The organism is Motiliproteus sediminis (assembly GCF_017912535.1).
Taxonomy (GTDB): domain Bacteria; phylum Pseudomonadota; class Gammaproteobacteria; order Pseudomonadales; family Balneatricaceae; genus Motiliproteus; species Motiliproteus sediminis.
Genome location: NZ_JAERQK010000009.1, coordinates 24842 through 50274 on the forward strand (window position 1 = coordinate 24842; position 25433 = coordinate 50274).

A 25433-nucleotide genomic window follows, 5' to 3' on the forward strand; every position below is an offset into this window, starting at 1 on the left:
GCCGCTCAGGATGAGCAGCTGACACAAAGGTCGGCTGCCCATTCCGGCGCTGCGGCGCTGAACGGCTCGAATTGCGGGTGCTCGTCAAAAGGCGCCTGCAACAGGGTCAATAACTGATCGACCAGCCGGTTGTCGCCCTCTTTGGCGGCATCGATCGCCTGCTGCGCCAGATAGTTGCGCAGCACGTACTTGGGATTCTCACGGCGCATCTTGTTTGCCCTGTCGGCATCCGGTTCCTCCTCAAGGCGTAGCCGGTAATCGGCCAGCCAGGCTTCTATCGGCCCACGCTCGCCCTGCTGCAGCAGCCATTCGTTGGTGTCACCGCTGTCCACATAAGCGCAAAGCCCGCGGAAAAAGCGACTGTAATCCAGTTGCTGCGCCTGCATCAGCTGAAACAGGGCGGCGACCAATGCTTCGTCGATCTGCTCCTGCGTCGGGCCGGCTTGCCACAGGCCGAGCTTGGCACGCATCCGCTCAAGATAGTGCTTCTGCAACACCGGGTCGTAGCGATCCAGTGCCGCTTGCAGGGCGGCTTTATCGACCAGCGGGGTCAGCGCCTGGGCCAGGCAGTAGCAGTTCCACAACGCCATTCGCGGCTGCAGTTCAAAGGCGTACCGTCCCTGATGATCGGAGTGGTTGCAGATATGCTTGGGATCGTAGGTTTCCAGAAAGCCGTAGGGACCGTAGTCGATGGTCAGTCCCAGAATGGAGAAGTTGTCGGTATTCATCACCCCGTGGCAGAAACCGACCGCTTGCCATTGGGCGATCAGTTTGGCGGTGCGAACGACCACCGTTTCGAACCAGGCGGCGTATCGATCCTTGCGTTCGGCTAAGTCTGGGAAATAGTGCTCGATGCAGAAGTCCGCCAACTGGCGCAACCGGTCATACTCCTGGCGGGCGTAAAAGTGCTCGAACGAGCCAAAGCGCAGATGACTGGGGGCCACCCGGATCATCATCGATGCGCTCTCCACCTCCTCGCGAAATACCGGTGTGTCGCTGTCCACCACGCACAGCGCACGGGTGGTGGGGATGCCGAGTCCCGCCATCGCCTCGCTGGCGAGGTATTCGCGGATTACCGAGCGCAGCACCGCTCGACCGTCAAAGCCGCGGGAATAGGGCGTCGGTCCCGATCCCTTGAGCTGAAACTCCCAACGCTCCCCCTGAGGGTCGGCGAATTCGCCTAATAGCATGGCCCGGCCATCACCCAGCTGTGGATTGAATACTCCAAACTGGTGACCGGAGTAGGCGCAGGCTAGCGGTTGCACCCCTTCGGGCAGGCGTTTGTCGGCAAGGTAATGAAGAAAGTTGTCGGGAGTGAAGTCGGCGCCGCCGAGGCCGAAGTGGTCGGCCAGAGGTTGGTTCAGATGAATCAGGCGAGGGTGGTTGAGCCCCCGGGGCTCCACCGGCGCAAAAAAGTCGGCTTGCCCAAGGGTGGCGTATCGACAGGGATAAAGGTGAGCTGAGGTAAACACAAGCGGCTCCAGCGGCGCGGTGGTGAAAGTAGTTAACCAAAATAGTCGGGTATTATCAATCGATCTATTTGAGCCACTTTTCGTTGCGCCATTGGAAATGGACTATCTACTTCTGGTTGTAAAAAGTGCGATTTGTCAGCTAGATTTAGGGGGCTGCGGAGACGGATACTCCTGACGGCAGCAGAACAACGGAGCGTTCCTCATCTGCTGATCTCACCGGAGGTGCCTCATGATCCCCAAGTATCTATACGAATCCTTGCCTCTGCTGTACCTCGCGGCCGGGCTGATCGCCCTTAATATGCTCAGCCACTCAGCCGGAACCCTGGCCGGTTTAATCCTGATCATTGCGGGATCGCTGGTCAGCTATTGGCGTTACAGTCATCGCATCGGCCGGCGTGCGGCCTAGAGCGCTCAAAGCCTTTGATCGCCCCCAACCAGGCGGCGCGGAGTGCGACAAAACGAGAAGAACTCCTCACAACTGTCCTACTGGGTACGAGAAGACTCCCTGTTGGGATCGGGTAACCTATTGAAACTATGATTGGCTGCTTTAGTGGAGCGGGTGAAGGGAATCGAACCCTCGTATGCAGCTTGGGAAGCTGCCGTTCTACCATTGAACTACACCCGCGGAGCTGATGCTCGAAAGGAGCCGCTAGCATAGGAATTTTCCGTTGCTGTGACAACAACTTTGCATGGCTGTAATGCGTTGCCGGTCGGAGCGTCTATGGTTTCCACATCGGTTAAGGGTGAAGGAGACGGTTATGGCGGAAGTGGCCAATGTATATCAGGACGCGTTACAGCGGGTTCGGGCGATCGGTGAGGATGCCGGCGTTAGCGATGAGGTCGTTGAGCAACTGCTGCACCCCAAGGCGACTTTCTGTGCGTCGTTACCGCTGCGAATGGACGATGGCTCCATGCGCTATTTCAAAGGCTATCGCTGCCGCTATAACGATGTGCTTGGCCCTACCAAAGGCGGTATTCGCTACCATCCGCAGGTAACTCTCGACGAAGTGCAGGCCCTGGGTCTGTGGATGACCATCAAGTGTGCCTTGGCCGGATTGCCATACGGCGGCGCCAAGGGAGGCATTGAAGTACAACCCAAGGAGTTGTCGCCGATGGAGCTGGAGCGTCTCTCCCGCGCTTATGTGCGCGCCATGGCGGATGTGATCGGCCCGCAGATCGATATTCCCGCGCCGGATGTGTACACCAACGCGCGCATCATGGGCTGGATGATGGATGAGTTTGAAGCGATCAAGCGCCAGCGGGCGCCGGCGGTGATCACCGGCAAGCCGGTACGTCTCGGTGGCAGTGTGGGCCGTGACGAAGCCACCGGGCGCGGTGCGTATCTGTGCGTGCGCGAGTTGGCCCGGCGCCTGGACTGGGAGCCGGCGTCAAAGCGGGTGGCGATTCAGGGTTTTGGCAACGCGGCGTATCATCTGGCGCGACTGCTGGAGCAGGAGGGCTACAAGATCGTGGCGGTGAGTGACTCCAAAGGCGGGATCTACTCCGAACAAGGCTTCGATATCGAGTCGCTGTGGCATGAAAAGCAAACCAGCCGCTCGATGCGGGCCGTGTATTGCGAGCAGTCGGTGTGTCAGTTGATTGAGCACCAGGAGATCAGCAACGCCGAGCTATTAGAACTGGATGTGGATCTGTTGGTGCCGGCAGCGCTGGAGAATGTGATCACCGTTGGCAACGCCAACGCGGTTAAAGCGGGTCATATCGTCGAGGTGGCCAACGGACCGATTGACAGCACGGCAGAAAAAGTTTTGGAGCAGCGGGGAGTTACCGTGGTCCCGGATGTGCTCGCCAATGCCGGCGGGGTGACGGTGAGTTACTTCGAATGGGTGCAGGGGATGTCCGGCTATCCCTGGGATCTGGAAACAGTACGTACCCGCTTGGCGGAGTATATGACTCGCAGCTTCGACAAAGTGTGGGATACCGCGGCAGATGAGGGGCGTACCCTGCGCAGCGCCGCCTATGTGGTGGCGATGCGGCGTATCGCCGAAGCGGTTACCGCTCATGGCGATCGCGAGTACTTTGGTGACCAGGGTCGCAAAGGCTGAGTTGGCGCCTCTGGTCAGCCCAGTTGTTGTGACCAGGCTTGCAGCTGCGCGCGGGTTACACCGACGCCACCGCAGACGATGACCAGAACATTGGTCTTGTCGTTTAGCGCTTCTGCGCGCTGATAGACGGCCGCGAGAGCGGCACCGCAAGCGGGTTCCACCAGCAGGCGGTGATCATCGGCGAACGCCAGACAGGCATCCAGCGCCTCGCGGTCACTGACCTGATAACACAGGACGCGGTTATCTCTGGCCGAGGTCAGCGCCTGGGCCGCCACCTGTTTGGCACCCAGAGAGGTGGCGATGCTGTTGATGGCGTCCAGCGTTACCGGACGGCCGGCGCTCACCGCCGCCTGCAGTGAGGCAGCGCCTTCGGTTTCTACCGCGACAATCGGAACGTCGCACCAGCCTTGCCGGTTGAGCCCTTCGATGACGCCACAGAGCAAGCCCCCACCGCCCACCGATAGCACCACCGCATCCGGTTTCAGCCCCGCTTCGGCAACCTCGTCGATCAGGCTGGCGTGCCCCTGCCAGAGTAACGGGTCGTCGAAGGGGTGGATGTAGGCGCCGTCGTCGGTGGCCAGTTGCTGGGCGTGTTCGTGGGCGTCGTTCCAGGACGCGCCTTCGATCACTACCTTGGCCTGTTCGGCGCGTATCAGTTCGATTGCCCGCGCCGATGTGGTCTGAGGGACCACTACGGTGACCGGTACCTTGAGCTGGCGGCCGGCGTAGGCGACCGCCAGTCCAGCATTGCCGCCGGATGAGGATAGCAGCTGCTTGGCGCCTTGGCGGACGTAGTGTTGGCAGGCATGCCCAACCCCGCGGGCTTTGAACGAGCCGGAGGGTTGCAGGGCCTCAAGTTTGAGCCATACCTGTCCACCGGTGAAACGGCTTAACAGCATCGATGCCAGCAGCGGTGTTTGAATGTGAATAGGCGTCGTCTGCATCTGTATTCCCCCGGCCGGTTGTTCGCCGCAGGGTACTTAAATAGTTGGAGACTGGCTAGGGAGCCGTGGCCAGGCTGGATCAGTCAGCCGCTGACTGCTGCACCAGTCGGCCATTGCTGGCGCTGAACAGCGCGTATATTTTTTCGCGCTTGTCGTTGTATCCGTAGAGGAAATAGCAACCGGTGACGGGATTGAAGTTCAGGTTGATGATGCTGTAGCCGCGATCGATCAACTGCAACTTGAGCTTGGTTTCGCCAAGCGGAGGTTGCTGGGTGTCGCATTGCCCGGCTGAGGCCGACGCCGGCAGTGCGGTGGTACCAATACCGGCCACGAAGAGTAGGTGGCGAAGGCGGATGGGCCATACAGCCATGAGACGGACTCCGAGAGTAAGTTGATCCACAAACGCCTACTTTGGCGGTGGCGCCTGGCTGGATCCAATTCCGTTAACGACTATCGATCATGTACCGGGGTTATGGTCGCCACGCGGCAAACCGCTTGCCGGTGCTCGCACGGGGCGATATTCGCGTATAAGATGGCCGCCTTCGGGTAAGCCGGCTGCTGGGGAGCGGGGTTTGGAATTTCTGATCGTATGGAAAGTGCTGGTGTCCATCGCGGCGGTGGTTGGACTGTCACTGGTGGCAGAGCATGTCAGTCCGCGGGTGGCGGGGATCCTGTCCGGCTATCCGCTGGGCAGTGCGATTGCGTTGTTTTTTATTGGTGTGGAGCAGGGCGCCGCGTTTGCCGCAGAAGCGGCCAGTCACACCCTGGCCGGATTCAGTGCCAGTCTGGCGCTGGCCGGATGCTACTGGCTGGGCTCGCGCAGCGTGGCCCGTGGTCACCTGCCGGCAGCCGCAGTCGCAGGTGTGGCCGGCTTTCTGGCTGTCTCGGCGCTGCTGAACAGCTTGCCGCTGGCCCTCGTCAGTGGCGGGGTGTTGACGGTTCTGGTGATTGTTCTGTGTACTTTTTGGTTCCGGGGAATTCCCAACGCGGTGGTCGGGACGCGGGTACGCTTCAGTCATGGTGTGCTGTTGTTTCGCGCGCTGATGGCCGCTGCCACCGTGCTGTTGATCACCGGTCTGGCGGAGTGGATCGGTCCGGCCTGGGCAGGGTTGTTGTCGGCATTTCCGATTACCCTGTTCCCCTTTATGCTGATAATCCATTACAGCTACGGTAAGCCTCAGGTCTATACCGTCATTCGCAACTACCCTGTGGGTTTGTGGGCCCTGGCGATCTACGCGGTGACGGTGCACTTTGCGTATGCGTCGGTTGGCGTGGGTTGGGGAACGCTGCTCGGTTTTGCCGCGGCGACGATATATCTGGTGGGGCTGTCACTGTTCTATAGCTGGCGCCAACGACAGGAGGCCCGTGCCAATGCGGCTGGATAAGTATCTCTCCCAGGCTCTTAATCTGAGCCGTAAACAGGCCCATATCGCGATCCGGGGCGGGCGGGTTACCGTTGCCGGTAAAGCGGCCAAAAAGCTGGCCACGGCGGTTGGCGATGCCTCCGAGGTTTGTCTGGATGGCAACCCGGTGGCCATGCCTTCGGCGCGTTATCTAATGCTGAACAAGCCGGCGGGTTATGTGTCCGCGACTACCGATGGTGAACATCCAACGGTGCTGGATCTGATTCCGCCCGAGCTGCAGCGTGACCTGCACCCGGCGGGGCGGCTGGATATTGATACCACCGGGCTGGTGCTGTTGAGTAGCGACGGTCAGTGGACCCATCGCATCACCTCACCGCGGCACCGTTGTGCCAAGGTCTATCTGGCCGAGCTTGCCGAGCCGCTGGTGGAGAACGCCGAGCAGCAGTTTGCCGAGGGGATTCTGCTGCGCGGCGAACAGCAGCCAACACGGTCGGCGACGTTGGAGCGGTTGGGGCCGTGCCTGGCCCGAGTCACCCTGAGCGAAGGCCGCTATCATCAGGTCAAGCGGATGTTCGCCGCGCTGGGTAACAAGGTAGTGGCGTTACATCGGGAGCAGATCGGGGAGCTGGCGTTGGATCCGACGCTGGCCGAAGGCGAGTACCGCCATCTGCGCAGCGACGAGATCGACAGTTTTCGGAGCGGTCATGAGTGAGTTGATCGAGCAGGCGTTACGGCAGCGGCTGCAGCGGCATCAGGGCGCGGGGTTGTGGGTGGTGGATGAAAACCTGGCCCGGTCGCAGCAACACCCGCTGCCCTCGGGACTGGATCTGCTTACCAACCGCTATGATCTGCTGCCGGGGCTGGCCGCCTGTGGGCCGGTGCAGTTCAGCGACTTTGATTTCTCCTCCTGGGTTCATGGCACGCTGGATCAGGCCTATTACCGCGTGTCCAAGGAGAAAGCGGTGGTGCATCACGTGATCAACCAGCTCAGTCTGCGGCTCAAGCCCGGTGGCCGGCTGTGGTTGCTCGGAGGTAAGCAGGAGGGCATCAAGACCTATTTCACCAAGGCGCGAGAACGTCTTGGTGAGGGGGGGCTGCATAAGCTCGGCAAGGGCGATTTTGTGGCTGAACTCTGCCGTCAAGGGGCGCTGGGCGAGCCGCTGGACGACCAGCGTTACGCCGAGCTGCGTGAGCTGGAGCTTGGTGGTGAGCGCTTTGTCAGCAAGCCGGGATTGTTCGGCTGGGACAAGATCGACCAGGGCAGTGCCTGGCTGATCGCATCACTGGATGAGGTCTGGCAGCGGCTGGCGGTGGCCAGACCGCGGGTGCTGGATCTGGGCTGTGGTTACGGCTATCTGTCGGTGCATTGCGCGCGTCGTGCGGTCGATTCGGTCACCGCCACCGACAACAACGCCGCCGCGTTGGCCGCCTGTGCGCGTAACCTCGGTGCTTGTGGCGTCGGACATCAGGTGGTGGCGGCGGACGCCGGCGATGCGGTAACCGGGCGTTTTGATCTGGTGATCTGTAATCCGCCCTTTCATCAAGGTTTTGCCGTCGAGGGGGAGCTGACCGACCGGTTTCTGCGGGCCGCCGCGGGTCATCTGGAAGCGAACGGTCAGGCCGCCTTCGTGGTTAACCGCTTCGTGCCGCTGGAGCGCAAAGCGGCGGCACTGTTTGGTGAAATCGACACCTTTGCCGACAACGGCCGCTTCAAGCTGGTGCGGTTGGCGCGCCCACGCTAAGCGACCGTACCAGCCCTGGCTTAGCGTGACAGGGGGTGCGCGATCCGTGGCCAGTATGTTTCCACATTGAACTGCGGGCTGTGCTCCTTGACATGGCACTGCATGCAGAGCGTTTCCATTGCCGCCTCTTTGTTCAGCGTGGCCACCTGGCCGGCACTTTCGGCGTGTTCGCGGCCCCCACCATGACAGTTCTCGCACTGCACCCCGGCCAGATGGTCGGTCAAGGTGATATCCAGATAGCCGCCGGGCTGGTTGAAGCCCACCACATGGCAGCCGACGCAGTGGCTGTCGAACGCCTTGCCGACGATCTCCAGATCTTCAAAGGCACGGGCATGGTCGGTGGTCTGCCAGAGCCGGAACTGGTCGCTGTGGCAGCTTTGACACTGGTCGGCGCCCAGATAGGGTGAGTCGCCCGAATCCAGTTGCTGGCGCTGGGCGACACGTTGCTCATAGTCTTCGCGCAGGGCGTCGTTGTAGGCCTGATACCAGGCGTCCAGCCGCGCCGCGCTGGGGACGCTGTCGGGCAGTTCAGTGATGAGGTGATTCCAGCCGGTAATCCTGCCATCGGCGATATCGAGAGTCAGCTTGCCCATACGCTGGCCACGCGAGCCAGGTTGCAGCACCAGCGGGCCGTTTCCCAGAGCTACTGGTTCGCTGAACAACTCGTATGCGGAGCCGATAATCAGCAGGTCAATCTGATTGAGGGGCAGCTGTGCCCGGGCTTGTTCGAGGTCAAGCGTGGTCGCGACCATGGTCAGCTCCCCGGCCGCTTCGGCCTTCTGTAGCTCGGCGGCCAGCGTCGCGCTGTCAGGGGTGATCGGAGATAGGGCTGGCATGCTGGCATAGGGCGAGGTGGCCGGATCCAGCCACTGCAGGTAGCGAATTTTATGGCCATTGCGCTCGATCAGGCGACTGCGCGGAAACTCGCTGCCGATCCAGTTTGCGGCACTGAAGGGCAGCGCCACCTGCTTGAGAAACTCGGGGCCGTGGGTCAGGTCGGTCCACTGTAGCCCTACGGCGTCGTAATTGAGTTGCGCCAGGCCGGTGAGGATAAAGCGGTGCTTGATCTGATCGCTGCCCATCTCCGGAGAAAATAGCCCGCCGCTGGAGATCAGCACCAGTTGCGGGTTCTGTTCACGCTGCTGGTCGACAAAGGTGGCGCGCCGTTGAATGCCGCCAAAGTCGGTGTCGAGGGTGCAGCCGCAGGGTTCCAGCTCACCGTCGAGGTTGCCGCTGTAGAGCAGGGTGAGGTTGTCGGCACGGGAGGTCAGGCTGGCCGGCAGGGCCAGCAGTAGGGTCAAAGCAATAACGGTAGCACGCATGGTGGTGGTTCAAGTCGGTAAAAGGGCGAGTATAACCCTTTTTTGCGCCGCGTCATCCGGACGCTGGCGGTGGAGGAAGCCAGCGCCGGGGTTCGAGGGTATAATGCCCAACAGATCACAGTGTGAAACAGTGAGGTGTCTGTGTTGAAACCGCTATTAGTGCTTCTGGCGATGCTGTTTGTGGCTGCCTGTAGCGAGGAAGATTTCAAACCCCAGCCCCGCCAGCCAGTGCCGCAGCCGGTGACTCCTGCCGTAACCCCGGTTGAAGATTCGGCACCGGAGCCGGTGGCACCACATAATCTGGGTCGGGTCGCCGACTCCCGGGGAGTAACGCAGGCGCAGCTGGAGGCGTTAACCGTTGGCGTTACCACCGAGGCGGAGGTGCTGCAGTTGCTGGGCGAAACCAAGCCGTTCACACTCGGTGACGGTAAGCATATTCTGCGTTACGACGTCGGTAAGTTTGTTTTTGATCAGAACAAAGTGCTGATTCGTAAATTTCTCAACCACTGATTCCCTGTGGCCGGAGGGAGCGGACATCGCGCGCTTCGGCGATCAGGTAAAGGGCCACACCGAGCCCCGAGAGATCCCTTTTTCGATCGCCTTGGCGTCTATTTTGTAGATCCCATTACCCTTGACCTCTTTGGCAATGCTGCGAATCAACGTCGCCAGATTGCTCTCGGCGGCGTCGATACGTGCTTCGTCATCGGCGCACCCCATCACATCCATTTTCAGGCAGCCGCCGCGAATAATCGGTTTGAGTTCGTCCAGACCGTCGCCGGTGAGCTTGACGCTTTCACGCGTTGCCAGTCGGTCGGCGGCGCTGAGCAGACGTTTCTCCAGAGCAGAAATGTTTGACATCGAATAGTCCGTCTACAGGCACGGTAAGGAAGTTGTCGGCGTAACTACCGGCTGACTGCTGTGTTGCAGCAATAGTTCCATTCTTTTTGGTTATACCTCAAAGGCTCCGGTTTGATTACAGCAGAGGTCGCAGGAGGCGTATGCTGCCAAGCGCACTCTGCGCCTGAGGCTATCGCTCCCCCTCAGGTGGACGGCTGCGCTGATCGTGGCCCGTGCCGGTTGTTTTTGTTTTTGAGTAAACATGTTACAAAGGCTGTGTGAGTCGTGATTGGTTCAACAGATTGAAAATAAGGGGTTATCTATGCCACTGAAAGTGAGTAACTTCATGACCGCCAAGGTACTGACGGCGCAACCGGATGATGGTATTCGGCAGACGTTTTTCCGGATGCGCGAGAGCGAGGTGCGCCATATGCCGGTGGTTGATGAGGATCGCAAGCTGCTGGGTATCATTAGTGACCGTGATCTGCGCCGCCCGGAGTGGGTGGATGAAGCACCGGATCTGGCCCACATCTATCACCTTGACGATAACCTTTCGGTCAGTGACCTGATGACCCGCAACGTGATGGTGGCACACACCTACGACACCATTGCCAAGGCAACCCGTATTCTGCTGGAACATCGCTTTGGTGCTCTGCCTGTGCTCAACAAGGAACAGGAACTGGTCGGCATGCTGTCATCCCATGATCTGTTGAAGGCACTGGACCTGTTGCTGTCCGAGCAGAAGGCTGAGCGAAAGGGTCATTAACGCGCCTATGAGTCAGTTCCTATTAGATCGGGTGCAGTCGCTGGTGGAGCGTGCCGCTGCTTACCAACGTTCCCGGTTTCGTCAAATGCCGCCGGGTGGTGGCGACGAAAAGTCGCGGCGGGAGTTTGTTTCCGACGTTGATATCACCACCGAGAGGATGTTGACCGAAGGCCTCTCCAAGCTGGTACCGGAGGCCGGTATTTGTGGTGAAGAGCAAGGGACTAGCGGAAACTCGTCCACTCAATGGGTGATCGACCCGCTGGACGGCACGACCAACTACCTGAGCGGTCTGGAGCACTACTCCATATCGGTTGCGCTGGTGGTTGACGGTCGCGCCGAACTCGGCATGGTCTACAAACCCCAGAGCCAGGAGTGCTTCCGTGCCTGGCGTGGCGGGCGCTTTCAACATAACGGCAAGGTGGTGGCGCAGCCGGTACCCCTGTCGCTGGAGGGGGCGTTGCTGGGGACCGGTTTCCCCTACCGCTCGCCCGACCTGGCAGCGGCGTTCTTTGCTTGCACCGAGGCGGTATTGCCGTTGACGCGCGGGATTCGGCGCATGGGGTCGGCCGCGCTCGATCTCAGTTACGTGGCCGCCGGGTTCCTGCAGGGATTCTGGGAGAGCGACCTGCAGGTTTACGATGTGGCTGCCGGCCTGCTGTTTCTGGAGATGAACGGCTGCCCGGTGACCAACGAGCGGGGTGAACCTTACCGGCCGGGTATTGACCGGTTACTGGTATGCGGTTGGCCGGCGGTTCATCAGGAGCTGCAGCCGCTGGTGGGCTGGCACTACGCTGATGAACCCCTGCGCTAATCCCTTCTTTGGTTCGGTGACAGCGGCTAGCCGCGTTCAAACAGCGCCGGATCAATGCTGTAGGGATGGGGCAGCAGGGTGACCGCAGGCCCATCGGCCGCCTCCAGGCGCAACGCGCCTGCGTCTGCTTCTCCCTTGTTGATGACTGCCTGCAACAGCTGGCTGCCATCCTCCTGCGGGATCACCGCCAGCACTTTGCCGGCACTGCTGCGCGTGTCACTGTGAAGCAGCTGTCCGGGGGTCGCGTCTTTGGCGGTAACGGTAGCGGCGTAGAGCAGCTTTTTCAGCTTGCCACGATACTGCAGGCGAGCAACCACTTCCTGACCGGTATAGCAGCCTTTGGTGAAGCTTATTCCGGCCACCGCCTGCAGGTTCAGCATATGCGGCAGATAACTGTCGACGCTGTCAGCGTCCAGCTCGATCAGGCCGGCGCGCGCTTCCTGCGCACGCCAGAAGTTAGGGGCGACTCGAGCAAGCGCGGAACCAAGCTGGTCCCACAGCGGTTGAATCCGCTCCCTGGATGCCCAGATCTCGTAGCGCGGCAACTCACCGGGGACGCGCACCACCACGCCCTGCTCGAAGGCATACTGTTGCTCGACCTCGGCGGGACAGCCCCCGAGTGCTTGTGCGATCACCGCGGCGGCCGTCTGTCCGCCGAGGCCGATACCGCCCCAACTGTCGGCACCATCGTCCAGCTCCGCTTTTGAAAATACGATGTACTTGCGCAAGTTGGCCAGGGCCGCGTCGGCGATGGCGTCGTTGACCCGCAGGAGCAGGTTGTGGGGCGCAAGCTGAAGCAGGCGGAAGGCGCTGATGACGTTGCCTTTGGGGGTGCAGTTTGCCCCCATCAGGCTGTGATCCGCCGTCAGTTGGTTGAGGTCGCAGGTTACCTGTCCCTGGAGAAACTTCTCTGTGTCGGGGCCGTGCAGATGTAATACCCGGTGGCTGTTGAGCGGCGTCATCCAGCCATCGGCAGGAGCCGTCAACGGGGCGGGCGATTGTGGCGAGATCCCCGCCTGTGCCAGGGCTGCGTTCCAGAATGTATGCATGGGTGACTCCGGTCGGTGTGCGTTCAGGCCAATATGGGGGCGCGCGCTCAGGATTCAATCAGTTGACCGAAGGCTTCGCCCAGGCGGGTCGGGGCGTCGGCGGTGTAACTGTCGAGCCACTCCATGGCGTCGTCACCAAACAGCAGCACAACGGTAGAGCCCAGTTTGAAGCGGCCCATCTCCTCGCCTTTGGCCAGCACAATTGGCGTTGCTGGTTGCGGCAGGTAGGAGGTGTGCTCAATGCTACGGCGTTTGGGGGTCACCTGACCGGCCCATACGGTTTCAATTCCAGCTACGATCATGGCGCCCACCAGCACCATCGCCATGGGGCCCGCGGCGGTGTCAAAGATTGCGACCAGGCGTTCGTTGCGGGCAAACAGGTTGGGAACTTCACTGACGGTAGCCCGGTTGACCGAAAACAGGTCGCCCGGCACGTAGATCATTTCACGCAGGCGACCGTCGAGGGGCATGTGAACGCGGTGATAGTCGCTGGGTGAGAGGTAGATGGTGGCGAAGCGACCGTTGAGGAAGGGGCGCGCACGATCCTGGTCGCCCCCCAGCAGGGAGGTAACGCTGTAGCTGTGACCCTTGGCCTGCAGCATACGACCGTACTCCAGCGTTCCCAGCTCGCTGATGGCGCCGTCAGCCGGGCAGACAATATGGTTGGGGTTGGGATCCACCGGGCGGGCGTCGGCTTTGAGCGCCCGGGTAAAAAATGCGTTGAAGCTTGGGTAGGCGCGTGGATCCTCCTCTTTGGCTTCCTCCATGCGGATATCGTAAAGGCGCAAAAAGAGACCGATAAAGCTGTTTTTGATCCAGCTGATCCGGCTGTCGGCCAGTTGGCCGACCAGGCGGGATAACAGATGCTGGGGGATAATGTACTGAAGCAGGGCAAATAGGCGGGATTTAGTCACGTCGTTTCTTAATCGGTCGGGTTAATGTTGGCGGTCAGAATCAGGATTCCACCGGCGTGTCGGGCGCGTTGCCCCATTCAAACCAGGAGCCATCATAGCACCGCACCCGCGGATAACCGAGTGCGCGGGCGACGATATAGGTCAACCCTGAGCGGCGGTGCGTTTGGCAATGGGTTACCAGCTCGTGCCGGGGCGAGAAACCCTGTGCCAGAAGCATTGAAGCCAACGTTTCGCGATCCTTGAGGCGCCAGTTGTCAGCGCTAATGAGGGTCTCGGTCCACTCCAGATTCCGGGCCCCGGGGATGTGCCCCCCTTTGGCAGCGTTGATGACTTTGTCGCCGCGGTACTCCGCCGGTGAACGCGCGTCCCAGATGGCCATGTCGGGGTCGCTGAGATGCTGCAACAGGTAGGCTTTGTCGGCAATCAGGCTGCTGTCGATGGTGGCGTTGAAGGTCGTTGGCTGCGGTTGGTTGGGAGTGGTCTCCAGCATCCCGCCGGCCGCAATCCAGGCGGGCAGTTGACCGTCCAGAAATGACGCCTGCTGATGCCCAGCCAGATGCAGGCTCCAGATCAGGCGGCCGGCCCAAGGCCCCATCTGGTCGTCATAAGCGACCACCTGCAGGTCGGGGCGCAGCCCCAGTTCGCTGAATAGCTGACTGAGTTGGGTGGCGGAGGGGGCGCGGTTGGGCACCGGGCCATCGCCCCGCAGCAGGCGTTTGGGGTCGAGGTGCACGGCGCCGGGGATGTGCCCCTTGGCATAGCTCTCCGCGCTGGAAAGATCGACCACCAGTAAGTCGGGTAACCGGAGGGCGCTGTTAAGCGCGCTGGCATCGATAATCAGGGGCAATAAGGCCATAGGTTGTAGGAGTTCCGCAGCAGGTCAATCGGTATCGGTATCGGTATCAGGATCGGGATCGGTGGGCGGGAGGCTGAGACAGCGGCTGGCCGCCGTGGCCAGTTGCTTGAACTGTTTGAAATCAAAGCGGCTGAGCATCCGCAGCGCGTCACCGCGATCGGCGTAGATTATATAGCGGGCTTCGCCGTCGATGAACAGCGACGTCAATATCAAACTGTGCTGATGGCAGATGCCCTTGAAGCGCTCAGGTAACTCGGCCCAGATCCGCTCGCGGTTGTCAGTATTGATCCACACCGCCAGCGGTTTCTGAGCCAGCTTTTTAAACAGCGATGGCACCTTCAGGCTCTGAGTGAAACGGGGCAAAAGCTCGCCCCGGGCGAATCCCGATTGTTTAAAGGGTGCCAAGTTGCCTTGTTCTGCCCGGAACAGCGCTACTCGCTCGAGCCCGAGGCCAAGACGCAAGCCCCGCAGCAAATCGGTCAGCAGCTGGGTCTCGTCGCTGTAGAGGGAGGGCGCGGTGCCCAGGCGTTTGAGAATCTGGGCGTACAGCGCCTCGTCGGCCATGGGGCTGTCCTCGGCTTCCGGTTCCGCTGCGGGTTGCGGTGCCGGTGCGGGACTGTCGTTGACTCGCGGTGTGCTGACCCCAGAGGGGGACTCCAGTCGGTAGCTCAGGACCTGATCCGAGGGCAGCAATAGCAGCATCGCCGCGGGCGAGAGAATGCCGGCGATATGGTACTGACGTGAGGCCGTGAGGCAGTTCTGATGCAGCCGTTTGATGACGTCATCAGGGGGCTGCTGCAGGAAGTCGGTGATCAGTTCGATCAGGCGGAGTGCTTTCGGCTGCGTCCAGCCGTAGGGCACTGTCAGGGACAGCCAGTTGGCGAGCTTGACCGGATAGAAAGGCGCATTGAGTAACTGCTTGACCTCACGCAGGTCGGCGTCTGACAGATTGTCGTTATTGCCGGCGTAGCGGTGAAGCTTGTCGAGCATCTCCGCATCCGGCGAGGTGGCGTGTCGCAGCGCCTCGACCGCCAGTCGGGACAGGTGCCAGGACTCGGCCAGATGCTGGGATATGTCCTGAATGGTGCAGCCGAGCACGTCGTCTTCGGCAAGAGCGGTGTCCGCCCCCTGCTCATAGATGCGGATTTTTACTTCGCTCATCTGGCGCGGTGCGTAACGCCAAAGAGCCCAGTGACCGACGCCATATACCAGCGCCGCGGTGCGGGTTTCGTTGACAACGGCGGGGTTGCTGAAGCGACAGAGATTGGTAGCCTGAGTGGCCGCGTGATAGCTGTTGGCGATGGTATGGAAATACTGTTTGTGGGGAACACTCTGGTGGTTGATCTTTATCACCGGCAGTTTTTCTGTCAACGCATGCAAGTGGTCCATGCCGAGGGTGGCAACGGCCAGGTCGGCGGTGGAAACGTCGGTATCGGGATTGCGATTGAGCTGGTTGGCGAGGCCGATAGCGTGGACGGCGAGAACCGGGTCTGAGGCGATCACGGGCTGGAACTGCTTGAGCGACGCATCCGGGCTGTCGAACAGGTTGCGCATCAGCAGTTTGGTGCGCGCATGGATGGGTAGCGGTTTGTCCCGCAGGAAGGTGATCCACTGATCCAGTCCGTAGGGCGAGGCCTGCTGCTCCATCCGTTCCTTGTGTCGCATCCGCTCAGAAATGATGTCTGGACTATAGCACCCGTGCAGACCCCTGCCTATCCCTGTCACCGGCTCAGAAGTTGGCCTCGTCGAGACTGGAGAGAATGGAGCGGTAGCTCTCCATTCGTCGCGGCTCGATCTCGCCGTTTTCCAGCGCGGCCATCAATGCACAGCCAGGTTCCTGTTCATGGCGACAGTCGCGAAAACGGCAGTAGCCGAGATGGGGGCGAAACTCACGGAAGCCTTCCAGCAGGGTTTCGCGGCCGATATGCCACAGGCCGAATTCACGGATGCCGGGGGAGTCGATCAGGTCACCGCCGTCGGCAAAGTGATAGAGGCGTGCGGTGGTCGTGGTGTGGGTGCCCTTGGCGCTTGCCTCGGACAGCGCGCCGACTTTGATATCAACCCCTGGCATCAGCGCATTGATCAGCGAGGACTTGCCCACCCCCGACTGGCCCACAAAAACGCTGATGCGGTGATTGAGTTCCTGCTTGAGCTGGGTCAGTCCGTCGCTGCTATGGGTTGAGGCGGTCAGCACCTTGTAGCCGATGCGCTGGTACAGGCCGAGCAATTGATCGAGCTGCGGGCGGTTGGTGTCGGTGATCAGGTCGCTCTTGTTGAGCAGGATGACCGGCTCTATATCGACCGATTCCGCCGCCACCAGGTAGCGGTCGATAAGATTGGCGTAGGGCGTTGGTTCCGGAGCGACGGTGATGACGATGTAATCGATGTTGGCAGCCACCGGTCGCAGGTCGCCATGCATATTGGGGCGTGACAGCAGGCTGCGGCGCGGCAGGGTGGCGACGATGACCCCGTTGGGTTCGCCATCTCGCCAGACCACACGGTCGCCGGTCACCAGCGACCCCAGATTGGCGCGCAGGTGGCAGCGGCGAATGATGCGGTCGCTGCCCTCTACATCTACCTGAGCGCCGAAGTGGGAAATAATCAGCCCTTCCTGTTCCGGCCCTAGCTCGCCGCTGGTCAGCTCCACCTCAATCTTTTGGGCCTTGCGCTGGGCTCGCTCGGCACGCTCTTCCTGGACCTTTTGAATACGCCAGGACTGGCGCCGTGTGAGTTTGCGTTTTGACATGGATGCTGAAAACGTAGCCTTATCGGAGGCGGGGACTTGAAACCGCAGATTTAAAAGGCAAACATACCACAATTTCACCGGACGAGAGGCCGTTATGTCGCGTGCAACAAACCTGATCTGGATCGATTTGGAGATGACCGGCCTCGATCCCGATAACGACCGCATTATCGAAATTGCTACCCTGGTTACCGATGCCAACCTCAATCTACTGGCGGAGGGGCCAACTATCGCGGTGCATCAGCCGGATGCGCTGCTGGATGGCATGGACGAGTGGTGTACCCGCCAGCATGGCCAGTCCGGCCTGACCGAGCGGGTCCGCAACAGCACCATCAGCGAGGCGGAAGCCGAAGCCCAGACGCTGGCATTTCTGCGTCAGTACGTCGACGAGCGGGCTTCGCCCATGTGCGGTAACAGCATCTGTCAGGATCGCCGTTTTCTCTACCGCTACATGCCAAAGCTGGAGCACTTCTTTCACTACCGCAACCTGGACGTCAGCACCCTCAAGGAGTTGGCGCGACGCTGGCGCCCGGATGTGTTGGCGGGAGTGAAAAAGAGTGGTGCGCACCTGGCTATGGACGACATCAAGGACTCGGTCAACGAGCTGCGTCACTACCGCGCGGAGTTTATTCGCGCCGACTGAGCGTCACGCGCGACTCAGCCTGCCGGCATCGCGTGCCGCCGAGCCCGGGAGCTAGCCGTCAGGCCTGCATCCCTTCCCTAGAGCAGGTGGCGCACCTTGCGCGGTTGGCGCTCGGTCAGTGGCAGTGTGGATGGCGGTTCCCCCGCGACCAGGCGCTGTAGCGCCCAGGCGACATGCTCGCGTACCACCTCGGAGGGGTGGTCGCGATGCTGATTCAAGACCTTGATGGCGGCCTCTCCACCGCCGCTGTTGCCCAGCCCGACCGCCAGATTGCGCAACCAGCCCTCGTAGCCGGTGCGCCGGATCGCTGACCCCTCAGTGTTTTTCAGAAAGGTTTCCTCGTCCCAGCTGATCAGGGTGGCCAGCTCCGTGCGGTCGAGGTCGTGGCGCGGTTTAAAGTCGTCTTCGGCGCTGAAGTGGCAGTAGCGATTCCAGGGGCAGACCAGTTGGCAGTCATCGCAGCCAAAGACCCGATTACCGATCAAGGGACGCAATTCTGCGGGAATGGAGCCTTTGAGTTCGATGGTCAGGTAGGAGATGCAGCGGCGGGCGTCCAACACGTAAGGCTCGGCAATCGCATCGGTGGGGCAGATATCGATACAGGCGCTGCAGCTGCGGCAGTGGTCTTGGGTGTACGGCGGATCCTCGACCAAAGGCAGATCAGTAAAGAGCTCGCCGAGGACGAAGTAGCTGCCGGCTTGGCGGTTGATCAGCAGGCTGTGCTTACCCTGCCAACCGAGACCCGCCTGCTGCGCCAGGGGTTTTTCCAACACCGGTGCACTGTCGACAAAGGCGCGATAGTTAAAGCTCCCCCAGCGTTGCTCTATCCGTTTGGCGAACTGTACCAGCCGTTTGCGCAGGGTTTTGTGGTAGTCGCGCCCCAGCGAGTAGCGGGAGATGTAAGCCTGATGGGGGTTCTGCAGTACACGTACCGTTTCCACATCCGGCGGCAGGTAGTCCAGCGTTACGCAGATCACCTTGAGCGTGCCCGGATGCAAGGCCTCTGGGTGTAACCGCAGGCTTTCATGGCGTTCCATAAACGCCATGTCACCGTGGTAGCCGGCTTTTAGCCAGCGCTCCAGTCGCGGTTGCTGGTGCGCAATATCGATACCGCTCACGCCCACGTGGCTGAATCCCAATTCGGCGGCAAGGGAGCGCACTTCCTGGGTGAGTTGTTCGGGGTTGAGCTGTTTGGGTGTGGCTGGCATGGCGACCGCTGTGGTGCTTGGAACCGAGCGTCATCGCTCCGTATAATCGCTAACTATTCTAACGAAGGTAGGAACCCCTATGCCACAGGCAGACGTGCGCCGGCCGCAACTATACACCGCCGAGCAGACTCGCCGGCTGGATCAGTTGGCGATTGCGTCAGGCACGCCCGGATTCGAGCTGATGATGCGGGCCGGGCGGGCCAGCTATCGGGCACTGCGTCGACGCTGGCCCGAGGCGCAGCGGCTGTTGGTCCTCTGCGGCGGCGGCAATAATGGCGGCGACGGACTGGTGATCGCCGCGCTGGCGCTGGAACAGCAGCTTGAGGTGCAGGTGCGGATGGCCGGTGGTGAGGCTACCCGAGCGCGCTTGCAAGGCGAGGCGTTGCAGGCATTGCAGTGGGCCGAGCAGCGTGGGGTAAAAGTACGGCCTTATGACCCTGCCGAATCCATCGATGCGGATGTGGCCGTTGACGCCCTGCTCGGAACCGGCCTTGGCAGCGAGGTGCGCGGCGAGTATCGGCAGGCTATTGAACAGCTGAATGAGTCCGGGCTGCCGGTGCTGGCGGTGGATATCCCCTCGGGGTTGTGCGCGGACACCGGGGCGGTAATGGGGGTGGCGGTGAATGCTGCGGTGACCATAAGCTTTATCGGTCGCAAGCGCGGACTGATGACCAATGAGGGCGCTCAGTACCGCGGCGATTGCCTGTTTGATGACCTGCAGGTTGATGACGCGGTTTATGCGCAGGTGCCAACCGGATTGCAGTTGCTTGCGCCGGCCTGTCTGCGGGCCTGGCTGCCACGACGCGAGCGCAACGCTCATAAAGGGCGCTACGGACACCTGCTGGTGGTCGGTGGCGATCATGCCATGGCTGGTGCGGTTGCCATGGCGGCGGAGGCGGGGTTGCGAAGCGGCGCAGGCCTGGTCTCCGTTGCTACGCGCGCGGCACATCAGCCGGCGCTGAACGCTCGCACACCTGAGCTTATTGTGCATGGGGTTCGTTCGGGCCAGGATCTGGAGCCGCTGCTGCAGCGTCCGACGGTGGTGGTGATCGGGCCGGGGCTGGGACAGAGCGCTTGGTCCGGTCAGCTGCTGCATGTGGTCCAGCGTCTGAGTTGTCCGCTGGTGCTGGATGCGGACGCGCTCAATCTGCTGGATAGGGGTGAGCTGGTGAGCGAACGCCAGCGAGACAACTGGGTATTGACGCCGCACCCGGGGGAAGCGGCCCGATTGCTGGGCTGCAGTGTTGCTGACATTCAGGCCGACCGCTTCGCTGCCGTCAAGCGGCTGCAGCAGCGATATGGCGGTGTTGTGGTGTTGAAAGGGGCGGGTACGCTGGTGGCGTCCGCCGAGCGGGTGTGGGTGTGCGCGCAGGGCAATCCTGGCATGGCCAGTGGCGGTATGGGTGATGTCTTGGCGGGCACGATGGGTGCTTTGCTGGCTCAGGGCTTGGCCTGCGAAGAGGCCGCCGCGGCCGCGGTGCTGGTGCATGCCTTGGCGGCGGATCAGTTGGCTGCCAGTCACGGCGAGCGTGGCCTGCTGGCGACGGACCTGCTTTTGCCGATGCGACGTTGGCTCAATCCAGATCTGTTTGCGGAGGAGGTATGAGCGGGATGTGCTGGCAGGGCGAGCTGCACGGCGAAGCTGCTATGGTGGCCTGGGGGCGGCAGCTGGCAGCGGCCGCCGGCGACGATCTGACCGTTTTTCTGCACGGTAATCTGGGCATGGGTAAAACCACCCTCTGCCGGGGGGTGTTGCAGCATTTTGGCCATGCGGGCGCGGTGAAAAGCCCGACTTATACCCTGGTTGAGCCTTATGACATGGCGGATGGAGTGGTTTATCATTTTGATCTCTACCGCCTTGCTGACCCGGAGGAACTGGAGTATCTGGGTATTCGCGACTACTTCGCCATCCGCGCACTGCGGTTGATTGAGTGGCCCGAACGGGGTGAGGGCGTGCTGCCGCAAGCTGATCTGGAGGTCCACATTAGCCTGGCGGGCGAGGGGCGCTGTCTGCGTTGTGACGGGGTGAGCGAGCGAGGGCGCGCCGTCGTGGAGCGATTGGCCAAATCAGTGGTCCAAAACTGAGGCTACGGTTTTCGGGAGCCGGGCCGACAATAATGATAACTACAAATGACTAGCAAGAAGGGGAACCGGGCAGCGTGCTGAGAGTTGTGAGCGTCCTGCTGCTGTTGATGGTAAGTACCCTGAGCGGTGCTGCCAGCATCGACAAGGTGCGCGTTTGGCGTGCGCCGGATCACACTCGTCTGGTGTTTGACCTCAGCGGCCCCGTCAATCATAAGCTGTTTCCGCTGGATAACCCGGACCGCATTGTGCTGGATATTGATAACAGCAAGATGGCGTTTGATCTTGCTGTACTGGACCTTGATAACAGTCCCATCAAGGCGGTGCGCAGCGGTATCCGCAAGGGTGATGACTTGCGAGTGGTGCTTGATCTGCGGGGTAAAGTACAGCCGCGTAGTTTTGATCTGGCCCCCAACGACCAGTATGGCCACCGCCTGGTGGTCGATCTGGTCACCGCTGACCAGCCGAAGGAAAAAACCGTCGCTGATACCGCCCAGACCCAGAAGTTGGTCAAGGGGCGTGATGTGGTCGTTGCCATCGACGCCGGTCACGGCGGTGACGACCCCGGTGCGATTGGTCCCGGCGGGTTGCGGGAAAAGGAGGTGGTTCTTGCAATCGCCAAGGAACTGCACCGTCTGTTGAGTGCCGAGCCGGGATTCAAGCCCGTGCTGATTCGTGAGGGAGACTACTACGTGTCCCTGCGTGATCGGACCCGGCTCGCCCGTAAATCGGGGGCCGATCTGTTCGTTTCGATTCATGCTGATGCGTTCAAAGACAAGCGCGCCCGTGGCGCCTCGGTCTGGACGCTGTCGGCGCGGGGGGCGTCCAGTGAGATGGGGCGCTGGCTGGCCGGACGAGAGAACAGTACCGACCTTATTGGCGGTGTCGGCACTCTAAGCCTGACCGACAAGGATGATGTGCTTGCGGGGGTGCTGCTGGATATGTCGATGACTGCGGTGATCGGTGACAGCAGCGAGGTGGGCGGATATGTCTTGCGTAACATGGGTCGGGTGGCGCGGCTGCACAAGAAGCATGTTGAAAAAGCAGGTTTTGTGGTGCTGAAATCGCCGGATATTCCGTCGATCCTAGTGGAAACCGGGTTTATCTCCAACCCCACTGAAGCGCGTTTGCTGAAAAGTCGCGACCATCAGCGCAAACTGGCTCATGCCGTATTCAAAGGTGTTAAACAACACTTCGAGCGCAAACCGCCGGCGATGACCCAACTGGCGTTGCTCAAGGAGCAGCGCACCGGGCGTTCCTATCGGGTGGCCCGAGGTGATACCCTGTCGGTCATTGCCAGTCGACAGGGTGTTTCCATCCAGCGCCTGCGTGAAATCAACGGATTGAAGAATGACCTGATCCGCGTGGGTCAGGTGCTGCAGATCCCCGCATCCTGATCTTTATATCCTAGTTTCGGACCGTTTTGTTCATGAGCCGTATTCAGCTGTTATCTCCTCGTCTTGCCAACCAAATAGCAGCGGGGGAGGTGGTCGAGCGCCCGGCGTCGGTGGTGAAAGAGCTGCTCGAAAACAGTATCGACGCCGGTGCCGACCGGATCGAACTCGATGTGGACCAGGGTGGTGTCAAACGCATTCGCCTGCGGGACAACGGTAACGGCATTCCTCGTGATGATCTGGCACTGGCGCTGAGTCGCCACGCCACCAGCAAGATTCGTGACCTCGACGACCTGGAAGCGGTGGCTACCCTGGGGTTTCGTGGCGAGGCCCTGGCCAGTATCAGCTCTGTCTCCCGCTTGACGCTGACCTCCCGTAGCGCCGATTCGGCCGAAGCTTGGCAGGTGGTGGCCGAGGGGCGCGAGATGGAAGCGGCGGTCAAGCCCGCGGCGCATCCGCAAGGCACCAGTGTTGAAGTCTGTGATCTGTTCTTCAACACGCCGGCGCGGCGCAAGTTTTTACGCACCGAGAAAACCGAGTTCGGGCACCTCGAGGAGGTGGTCAAGCGTTTGGCGTTGAGCCGTTATGATGTTGGCTTTCAGCTCAGTCATAACGGCCGGGTGATTCACCAATTACGCCCGGCAGCGAGCGAGCAGGAGCAGCTGCGCCGAGTGGCCAGTCTCTGTTCCACCGGATTTATTGACAACGCCATCGCGCTGGACGTGGAAGCCTCCGGCTTGCGGCTCTGGGGTTGGGTTGGGTTGCCGACCTTTTCTCGCAGCCAGGCCGATCTGCAGTACTTCTTTGTCAATGGGCGGGCCATTCGCGACAAGCTGGTGGCACATGCGGTGCGTCAAGCTTACCGAGATGTGCTCTATGGTGGGCGCCACCCTACCTTTGTGCTCTACCTGGAGCTGAATCCGGCGGATGTTGACGTCAACGTGCATCCAACCAAACACGAGGTGCGTTTTCGCGATGGCCGGCTGGTGCATGACTTTTTGTTCCGTACCCTGCATCGCGGGCTGGCTGAAGTCAGTCCTGCTGATCAGTCCAGTGGTGTGGTCCCCGCCCCAGCGAATAGCGGCGGCGATACGTTGGCACCCGCTCCTGCTGCTGCCGTGAGCGGTGTGGCAGCGGGTGAATTTCGCGGTCAACATGCGATGAATCTTTACCAGGCTCCGGAGCGCCCGGTGGCGGGGCAGGTAGCGGAGCAGGTACAAGCTTACGGTCGGTTGATTGAATCGGGCCCGCTTGCTGGCGGACTAGCTGCGGCTCCAGAGTCGATACCTGCGGCGGTGGACCCGGATACGGGTGAAGAACTCGCCGTGCCGCCGCTCGGCTATGCGCTGGCGCAACTGCACGGCATCTATATCCTGGCGCAGAATACTCAAGGGCTTGTGTTGGTGGATATGCATGCGGCCCATGAGCGGATCGTTTATGAGGGGTTGAAACAGTCCTACGAGCAGCAGGGCGTGCAATCACAGCCGTTGCTGGTGCCGGTCAATATGGCGGTTAGCGCGGCGGACGTAGGCTGCGCCGAGGAGTATGCCGAGCTGTTTCAGCGTCTTGGAATCGAACTGCAGACCATGAGCGACGAATCACTGGTGATCCGGCAGGTACCGGCACTGCTTAAATCCGGCGATGTGGAGCAATTGGTGCGCGATGTGATCGCTGACCTGCGGGCGTTGGGCAGTAGCGACCGTATTGAAGCGCAACAGAATGAAATCCTTGCCACCATGGCCTGTCATGGCTCGGTCCGTGCAAACCGCCAGCTGACGGTGGCGGAGATGAACGCGCTGCTGCGAGACATGGAGCATACTGAGCGCAGTGGTCAGTGCAATCATGGTCGGCCCACCTGGACCCAGCTGAGTATGGTGGAGCTGGATAAGCTCTTTATGCGGGGGCAGTAATCATGGCCAAGCCTATGCCTCCGGTGCTCTGCGTGATGGGCGCTACCGCGACCGGCAAAACTGATCTCGCCATACGCCTGGCCGATCAGTTGCCGGTAGATATCATCAGTGTGGATTCGGCGTTGATTTATCGTGGTATGGATATCGGCAGTGCCAAGCCGGAGCCTGCGATTCTGGCGCAGTACCCTCACCAGTTGATTGATATCCGCGATCCGCGGGAAAGCTATTCGGCCGCGGAGTTTCGCGCTGACGCCATGGCGGCCATCGGCGCCAGTCATGCCCGGGGGCGCTTGCCGATACTGGTGGGCGGCACCATGCTTTATTTCAAAGCGCTGCTGCAAGGGCTGGCAGCCCTGCCTCCAGCGGATGAGGCAGTGCGTGCCAGGCTGATGGCAGACGCGGAGGAGCACGGGTGGGAGGCGCTTCATCGACGCCTGCAGGTCGTTGATCCGGTGTCGGCCGGGCGCATCCATCCCAACGATCCCCAGCGGTTGCAGCGGGCTCTGGAGGTCTACGAAATCAGTGGCAAGACCCTCACCGAGTTGTGGCAGGCGCAGCAGCAGGCGGGGTTGCCATTCAAACTGTTGCAGTTGGCCGTAGAGATTCCCGATCGCGCCATGTTGCATCGCCGCATTGAGACCCGTTTCAAGCAGATGCTGGGCGCAGGTTTTCAGGCCGAAGTGGAGTTGCTTTACCAGCGCGGTGACCTGCATCCGGGCCTGCCGTCCATTCGTTGCGTGGGTTACCGGCAGATGTGGTCTTATCTTGAAGGCGAAATCGATTACGAACAGATGGTTGACCGTGGTATTATCGCAACGCGTCAATTGGCCAAGCGCCAGCTGACCTGGTTGCGCAGCTGGTCCGATCTGCATCGGGTGGACGCTACGGATCCGGAATTCGTCAGCAACGCCTTGAAATTGGTGGATCACTACCTAATATAGGGAAGAGCAATGCTGCAAAGCGACTATGCTTGGGCGCTTCCGTCAGGCGCTGAATCCGTTACCCAGCGACGCTAACCAGAAACCAACTATTTGACTACGAGTCAGTGCTTAAGGAGTACAGAATGTCAAAAGGGCAAACCTTACAAGACCCTTATCTGAATGTGTTGCGCAAGGAGCGGGTTCCCGTTTCTATCTTTCTGGTCAACGGTATCAAACTGCAGGGGCAGATTGAGTCCTTCGATCAGTTTGTGATTCTGCTCAAAAATACCGTTAGTCAGATGGTCTACAAGCACGCTATCTCTACCGTGGTTCCTTCGCGTCCGGTCAAGACTCCGGTGTTGAGTCCCGAAGGGGATAACGCCTGATCTGAGG

At 60.8% G+C, this 25433-nt stretch carries 26 protein-coding genes and 1 tRNA gene; 15 read left to right on the forward strand and 12 right to left on the reverse strand.

All coding sequences use genetic code 11. The annotated features are described in order from the left end of the window. Window positions 1-5: 5 nt before the first annotated feature. Window positions 6-1472, reverse strand: a complete 1467-nt coding sequence (locus JJQ76_RS14235) for a protein adenylyltransferase SelO (protein WP_210397544.1) — start codon at window positions 1470-1472, stop codon at window positions 6-8. A gap of 229 nt (window positions 1473-1701) precedes the next feature. Between JJQ76_RS14235 and JJQ76_RS14240 the strand changes: the two genes are divergently transcribed. Next, window positions 1702-1878, forward strand: coding sequence for a hypothetical protein (locus tag JJQ76_RS14240; protein WP_210397545.1), 177 nt, complete (start codon window positions 1702-1704; stop codon window positions 1876-1878). Between the two features lie 145 nt (window positions 1879-2023). Here JJQ76_RS14240 and JJQ76_RS14245 read toward each other — a convergent pair. Continuing rightward, a tRNA-Gly gene (locus JJQ76_RS14245) sits at window positions 2024-2097 on the reverse strand. 133 nt (window positions 2098-2230) lie between these two features. Between JJQ76_RS14245 and JJQ76_RS14250 the strand changes: the two genes are divergently transcribed. Then, window positions 2231-3535, forward strand: coding sequence for a Glu/Leu/Phe/Val family dehydrogenase (locus JJQ76_RS14250; protein WP_210397546.1), 1305 nt, complete (start codon window positions 2231-2233; stop codon window positions 3533-3535). 14 nt (window positions 3536-3549) lie between these two features. Here the strand turns inward: JJQ76_RS14250 and JJQ76_RS14255 are convergent, their stop codons facing one another. Both JJQ76_RS14255 and JJQ76_RS14260 read right to left on the reverse strand, forming a co-directional pair. Beyond that, a complete protein-coding gene (locus JJQ76_RS14255; RefSeq protein ID WP_210397547.1) occupies window positions 3550-4479 on the reverse strand; it encodes a pyridoxal-phosphate dependent enzyme in 930 nt (309 codons plus the stop codon). 79 nt (window positions 4480-4558) lie between these two features. Next, on the reverse strand, window positions 4559-4849 hold the full coding sequence (locus tag JJQ76_RS14260; RefSeq protein WP_210397548.1) for a hypothetical protein: 291 nt from the start codon (window positions 4847-4849) through the stop codon (window positions 4559-4561). A gap of 202 nt (window positions 4850-5051) precedes the next feature. Here JJQ76_RS14260 and JJQ76_RS14265 point away from each other — a divergent pair, with 202 nt between their 5' ends. The 3 genes from JJQ76_RS14265 to JJQ76_RS14275 are packed head-to-tail and all read left to right on the forward strand — an operon-like array spanning window position 5052 to window position 7585. Continuing rightward, entirely contained in the window at window positions 5052-5864 is an 813-nt protein-coding gene (locus JJQ76_RS14265) for a hypothetical protein (RefSeq protein ID WP_210397549.1), read from the forward strand. Further along, window positions 5851-6555 (forward strand): 16S rRNA pseudouridine(516) synthase RsuA, encoded by a 705-nt coding sequence (rsuA, locus tag JJQ76_RS14270; protein ID WP_210397550.1) that lies wholly within the window; start codon window positions 5851-5853, stop codon window positions 6553-6555. Before JJQ76_RS14265 ends, rsuA begins: the two co-directional genes overlap by 14 nt. After that, window positions 6548-7585 carry a class I SAM-dependent methyltransferase gene (locus JJQ76_RS14275; protein WP_210397551.1) on the forward strand — a complete coding sequence of 346 codons (1038 nt, stop codon included), beginning with the start codon at window positions 6548-6550 and terminating at the stop codon, window positions 7583-7585. Before rsuA ends, JJQ76_RS14275 begins: the two co-directional genes overlap by 8 nt. Before the next feature lie 20 nt (window positions 7586-7605). On the opposite strand, the gene JJQ76_RS14280 is transcribed toward JJQ76_RS14275, so the two are convergent. Then, window positions 7606-8907 carry a multiheme c-type cytochrome gene (locus JJQ76_RS14280; protein WP_210397552.1) on the reverse strand — a complete coding sequence of 434 codons (1302 nt, stop codon included), beginning with the start codon at window positions 8905-8907 and terminating at the stop codon, window positions 7606-7608. A gap of 144 nt (window positions 8908-9051) precedes the next feature. Here JJQ76_RS14280 and JJQ76_RS14285 point away from each other — a divergent pair, with 144 nt between their 5' ends. Then, window positions 9052-9417, forward strand: coding sequence for a hypothetical protein (locus tag JJQ76_RS14285; protein ID WP_210397553.1), 366 nt, complete (start codon window positions 9052-9054; stop codon window positions 9415-9417). Between the two features lie 42 nt (window positions 9418-9459). Here the strand turns inward: JJQ76_RS14285 and JJQ76_RS14290 are convergent, their stop codons facing one another. Next, window positions 9460-9765: a hypothetical protein gene (locus JJQ76_RS14290; protein WP_210397554.1), complete on the reverse strand. Its 306-nt coding sequence runs from the start codon at window positions 9763-9765 to the stop codon at window positions 9460-9462. 301 nt (window positions 9766-10066) lie between these two features. Here JJQ76_RS14290 and JJQ76_RS14295 point away from each other — a divergent pair, with 301 nt between their 5' ends. Beyond that, window positions 10067-10510 (forward strand): CBS domain-containing protein, encoded by a 444-nt coding sequence (locus JJQ76_RS14295; RefSeq protein WP_210397555.1) that lies wholly within the window; start codon window positions 10067-10069, stop codon window positions 10508-10510. A gap of 7 nt (window positions 10511-10517) precedes the next feature. After that, window positions 10518-11321 (forward strand): inositol monophosphatase family protein, encoded by an 804-nt coding sequence (locus JJQ76_RS14300; RefSeq protein WP_210397556.1) that lies wholly within the window; start codon window positions 10518-10520, stop codon window positions 11319-11321. A gap of 26 nt (window positions 11322-11347) precedes the next feature. Here the strand turns inward: JJQ76_RS14300 and ygfZ are convergent, their stop codons facing one another. The 5 genes from ygfZ to rsgA form a co-directional block, all read right to left on the reverse strand. Continuing rightward, window positions 11348-12370, reverse strand: coding sequence for a CAF17-like 4Fe-4S cluster assembly/insertion protein YgfZ (gene ygfZ / locus JJQ76_RS14305; RefSeq protein WP_210397557.1), 1023 nt, complete (start codon window positions 12368-12370; stop codon window positions 11348-11350). A gap of 47 nt (window positions 12371-12417) precedes the next feature. Next, entirely contained in the window at window positions 12418-13284 is an 867-nt protein-coding gene (gene asd, locus JJQ76_RS14310) for an archaetidylserine decarboxylase (RefSeq protein ID WP_210397558.1), read from the reverse strand. Between the two features lie 40 nt (window positions 13285-13324). Further along, window positions 13325-14140 carry a sulfurtransferase gene (locus JJQ76_RS14315; RefSeq protein ID WP_210397559.1) on the reverse strand — a complete coding sequence of 272 codons (816 nt, stop codon included), beginning with the start codon at window positions 14138-14140 and terminating at the stop codon, window positions 13325-13327. A 24-nt stretch (window positions 14141-14164) separates the two neighbouring features. Beyond that, window positions 14165-15805: an HDOD domain-containing protein gene (locus JJQ76_RS14320; RefSeq protein ID WP_210397560.1), complete on the reverse strand. Its 1641-nt coding sequence runs from the start codon at window positions 15803-15805 to the stop codon at window positions 14165-14167. 64 nt (window positions 15806-15869) lie between these two features. Further along, window positions 15870-16886, reverse strand: coding sequence for a small ribosomal subunit biogenesis GTPase RsgA (gene rsgA, locus JJQ76_RS14325; RefSeq protein ID WP_210397561.1), 1017 nt, complete (start codon window positions 16884-16886; stop codon window positions 15870-15872). Window positions 16887-16980: 94 nt separating this feature from the next. Here rsgA and orn point away from each other — a divergent pair, with 94 nt between their 5' ends. Then, entirely contained in the window at window positions 16981-17526 is a 546-nt protein-coding gene (gene orn, locus JJQ76_RS14330) for an oligoribonuclease (protein WP_210397562.1), read from the forward strand. A gap of 77 nt (window positions 17527-17603) precedes the next feature. Here orn and queG read toward each other — a convergent pair whose 3' ends face one another. Next, on the reverse strand, window positions 17604-18734 hold the full coding sequence (gene queG / locus JJQ76_RS14335) for a tRNA epoxyqueuosine(34) reductase QueG (RefSeq protein ID WP_210397563.1): 1131 nt from the start codon (window positions 18732-18734) through the stop codon (window positions 17604-17606). Between the two features lie 79 nt (window positions 18735-18813). On the opposite strand from queG, the gene JJQ76_RS14340 reads away from it, so the two are divergent. The 6 genes from JJQ76_RS14340 to hfq all read left to right on the forward strand — a co-directional run bounded on the left by JJQ76_RS14340 (window position 18814) and on the right by hfq (window position 25426). Continuing rightward, a complete protein-coding gene (locus JJQ76_RS14340) occupies window positions 18814-20340 on the forward strand; it encodes an NAD(P)H-hydrate dehydratase (protein ID WP_210397564.1) in 1527 nt (508 codons plus the stop codon). Next, the gene (gene tsaE, locus JJQ76_RS14345; RefSeq protein WP_210397565.1) at window positions 20337-20819 is read left to right on the forward strand and encodes a tRNA (adenosine(37)-N6)-threonylcarbamoyltransferase complex ATPase subunit type 1 TsaE; all 483 of its coding nucleotides are present in this window, start codon (window positions 20337-20339) and stop codon (window positions 20817-20819) included. The genes JJQ76_RS14340 and tsaE overlap by 4 nt, the downstream gene beginning before the upstream one ends. A 74-nt stretch (window positions 20820-20893) precedes the next feature. Continuing rightward, window positions 20894-22213 (forward strand): N-acetylmuramoyl-L-alanine amidase, encoded by a 1320-nt coding sequence (locus JJQ76_RS14350; RefSeq protein WP_343232542.1) that lies wholly within the window; start codon window positions 20894-20896, stop codon window positions 22211-22213. 32 nt (window positions 22214-22245) lie between these two features. Then, complete coding sequence (gene mutL, locus JJQ76_RS14355) at window positions 22246-24120, forward strand: DNA mismatch repair endonuclease MutL (RefSeq protein ID WP_210397566.1); 1875 nt, start codon at window positions 22246-22248, stop codon at window positions 24118-24120. Between the two features lie 2 nt (window positions 24121-24122). Next, window positions 24123-25061 carry a tRNA (adenosine(37)-N6)-dimethylallyltransferase MiaA gene (gene miaA / locus JJQ76_RS14360; RefSeq protein WP_210397567.1) on the forward strand — a complete coding sequence of 313 codons (939 nt, stop codon included), beginning with the start codon at window positions 24123-24125 and terminating at the stop codon, window positions 25059-25061. A 122-nt stretch (window positions 25062-25183) separates the two neighbouring features. Beyond that, window positions 25184-25426 carry an RNA chaperone Hfq gene (gene hfq / locus JJQ76_RS14365; protein WP_210397568.1) on the forward strand — a complete coding sequence of 81 codons (243 nt, stop codon included), beginning with the start codon at window positions 25184-25186 and terminating at the stop codon, window positions 25424-25426. The last annotated feature ends 7 nt before the right edge of the window (window positions 25427-25433 follow it).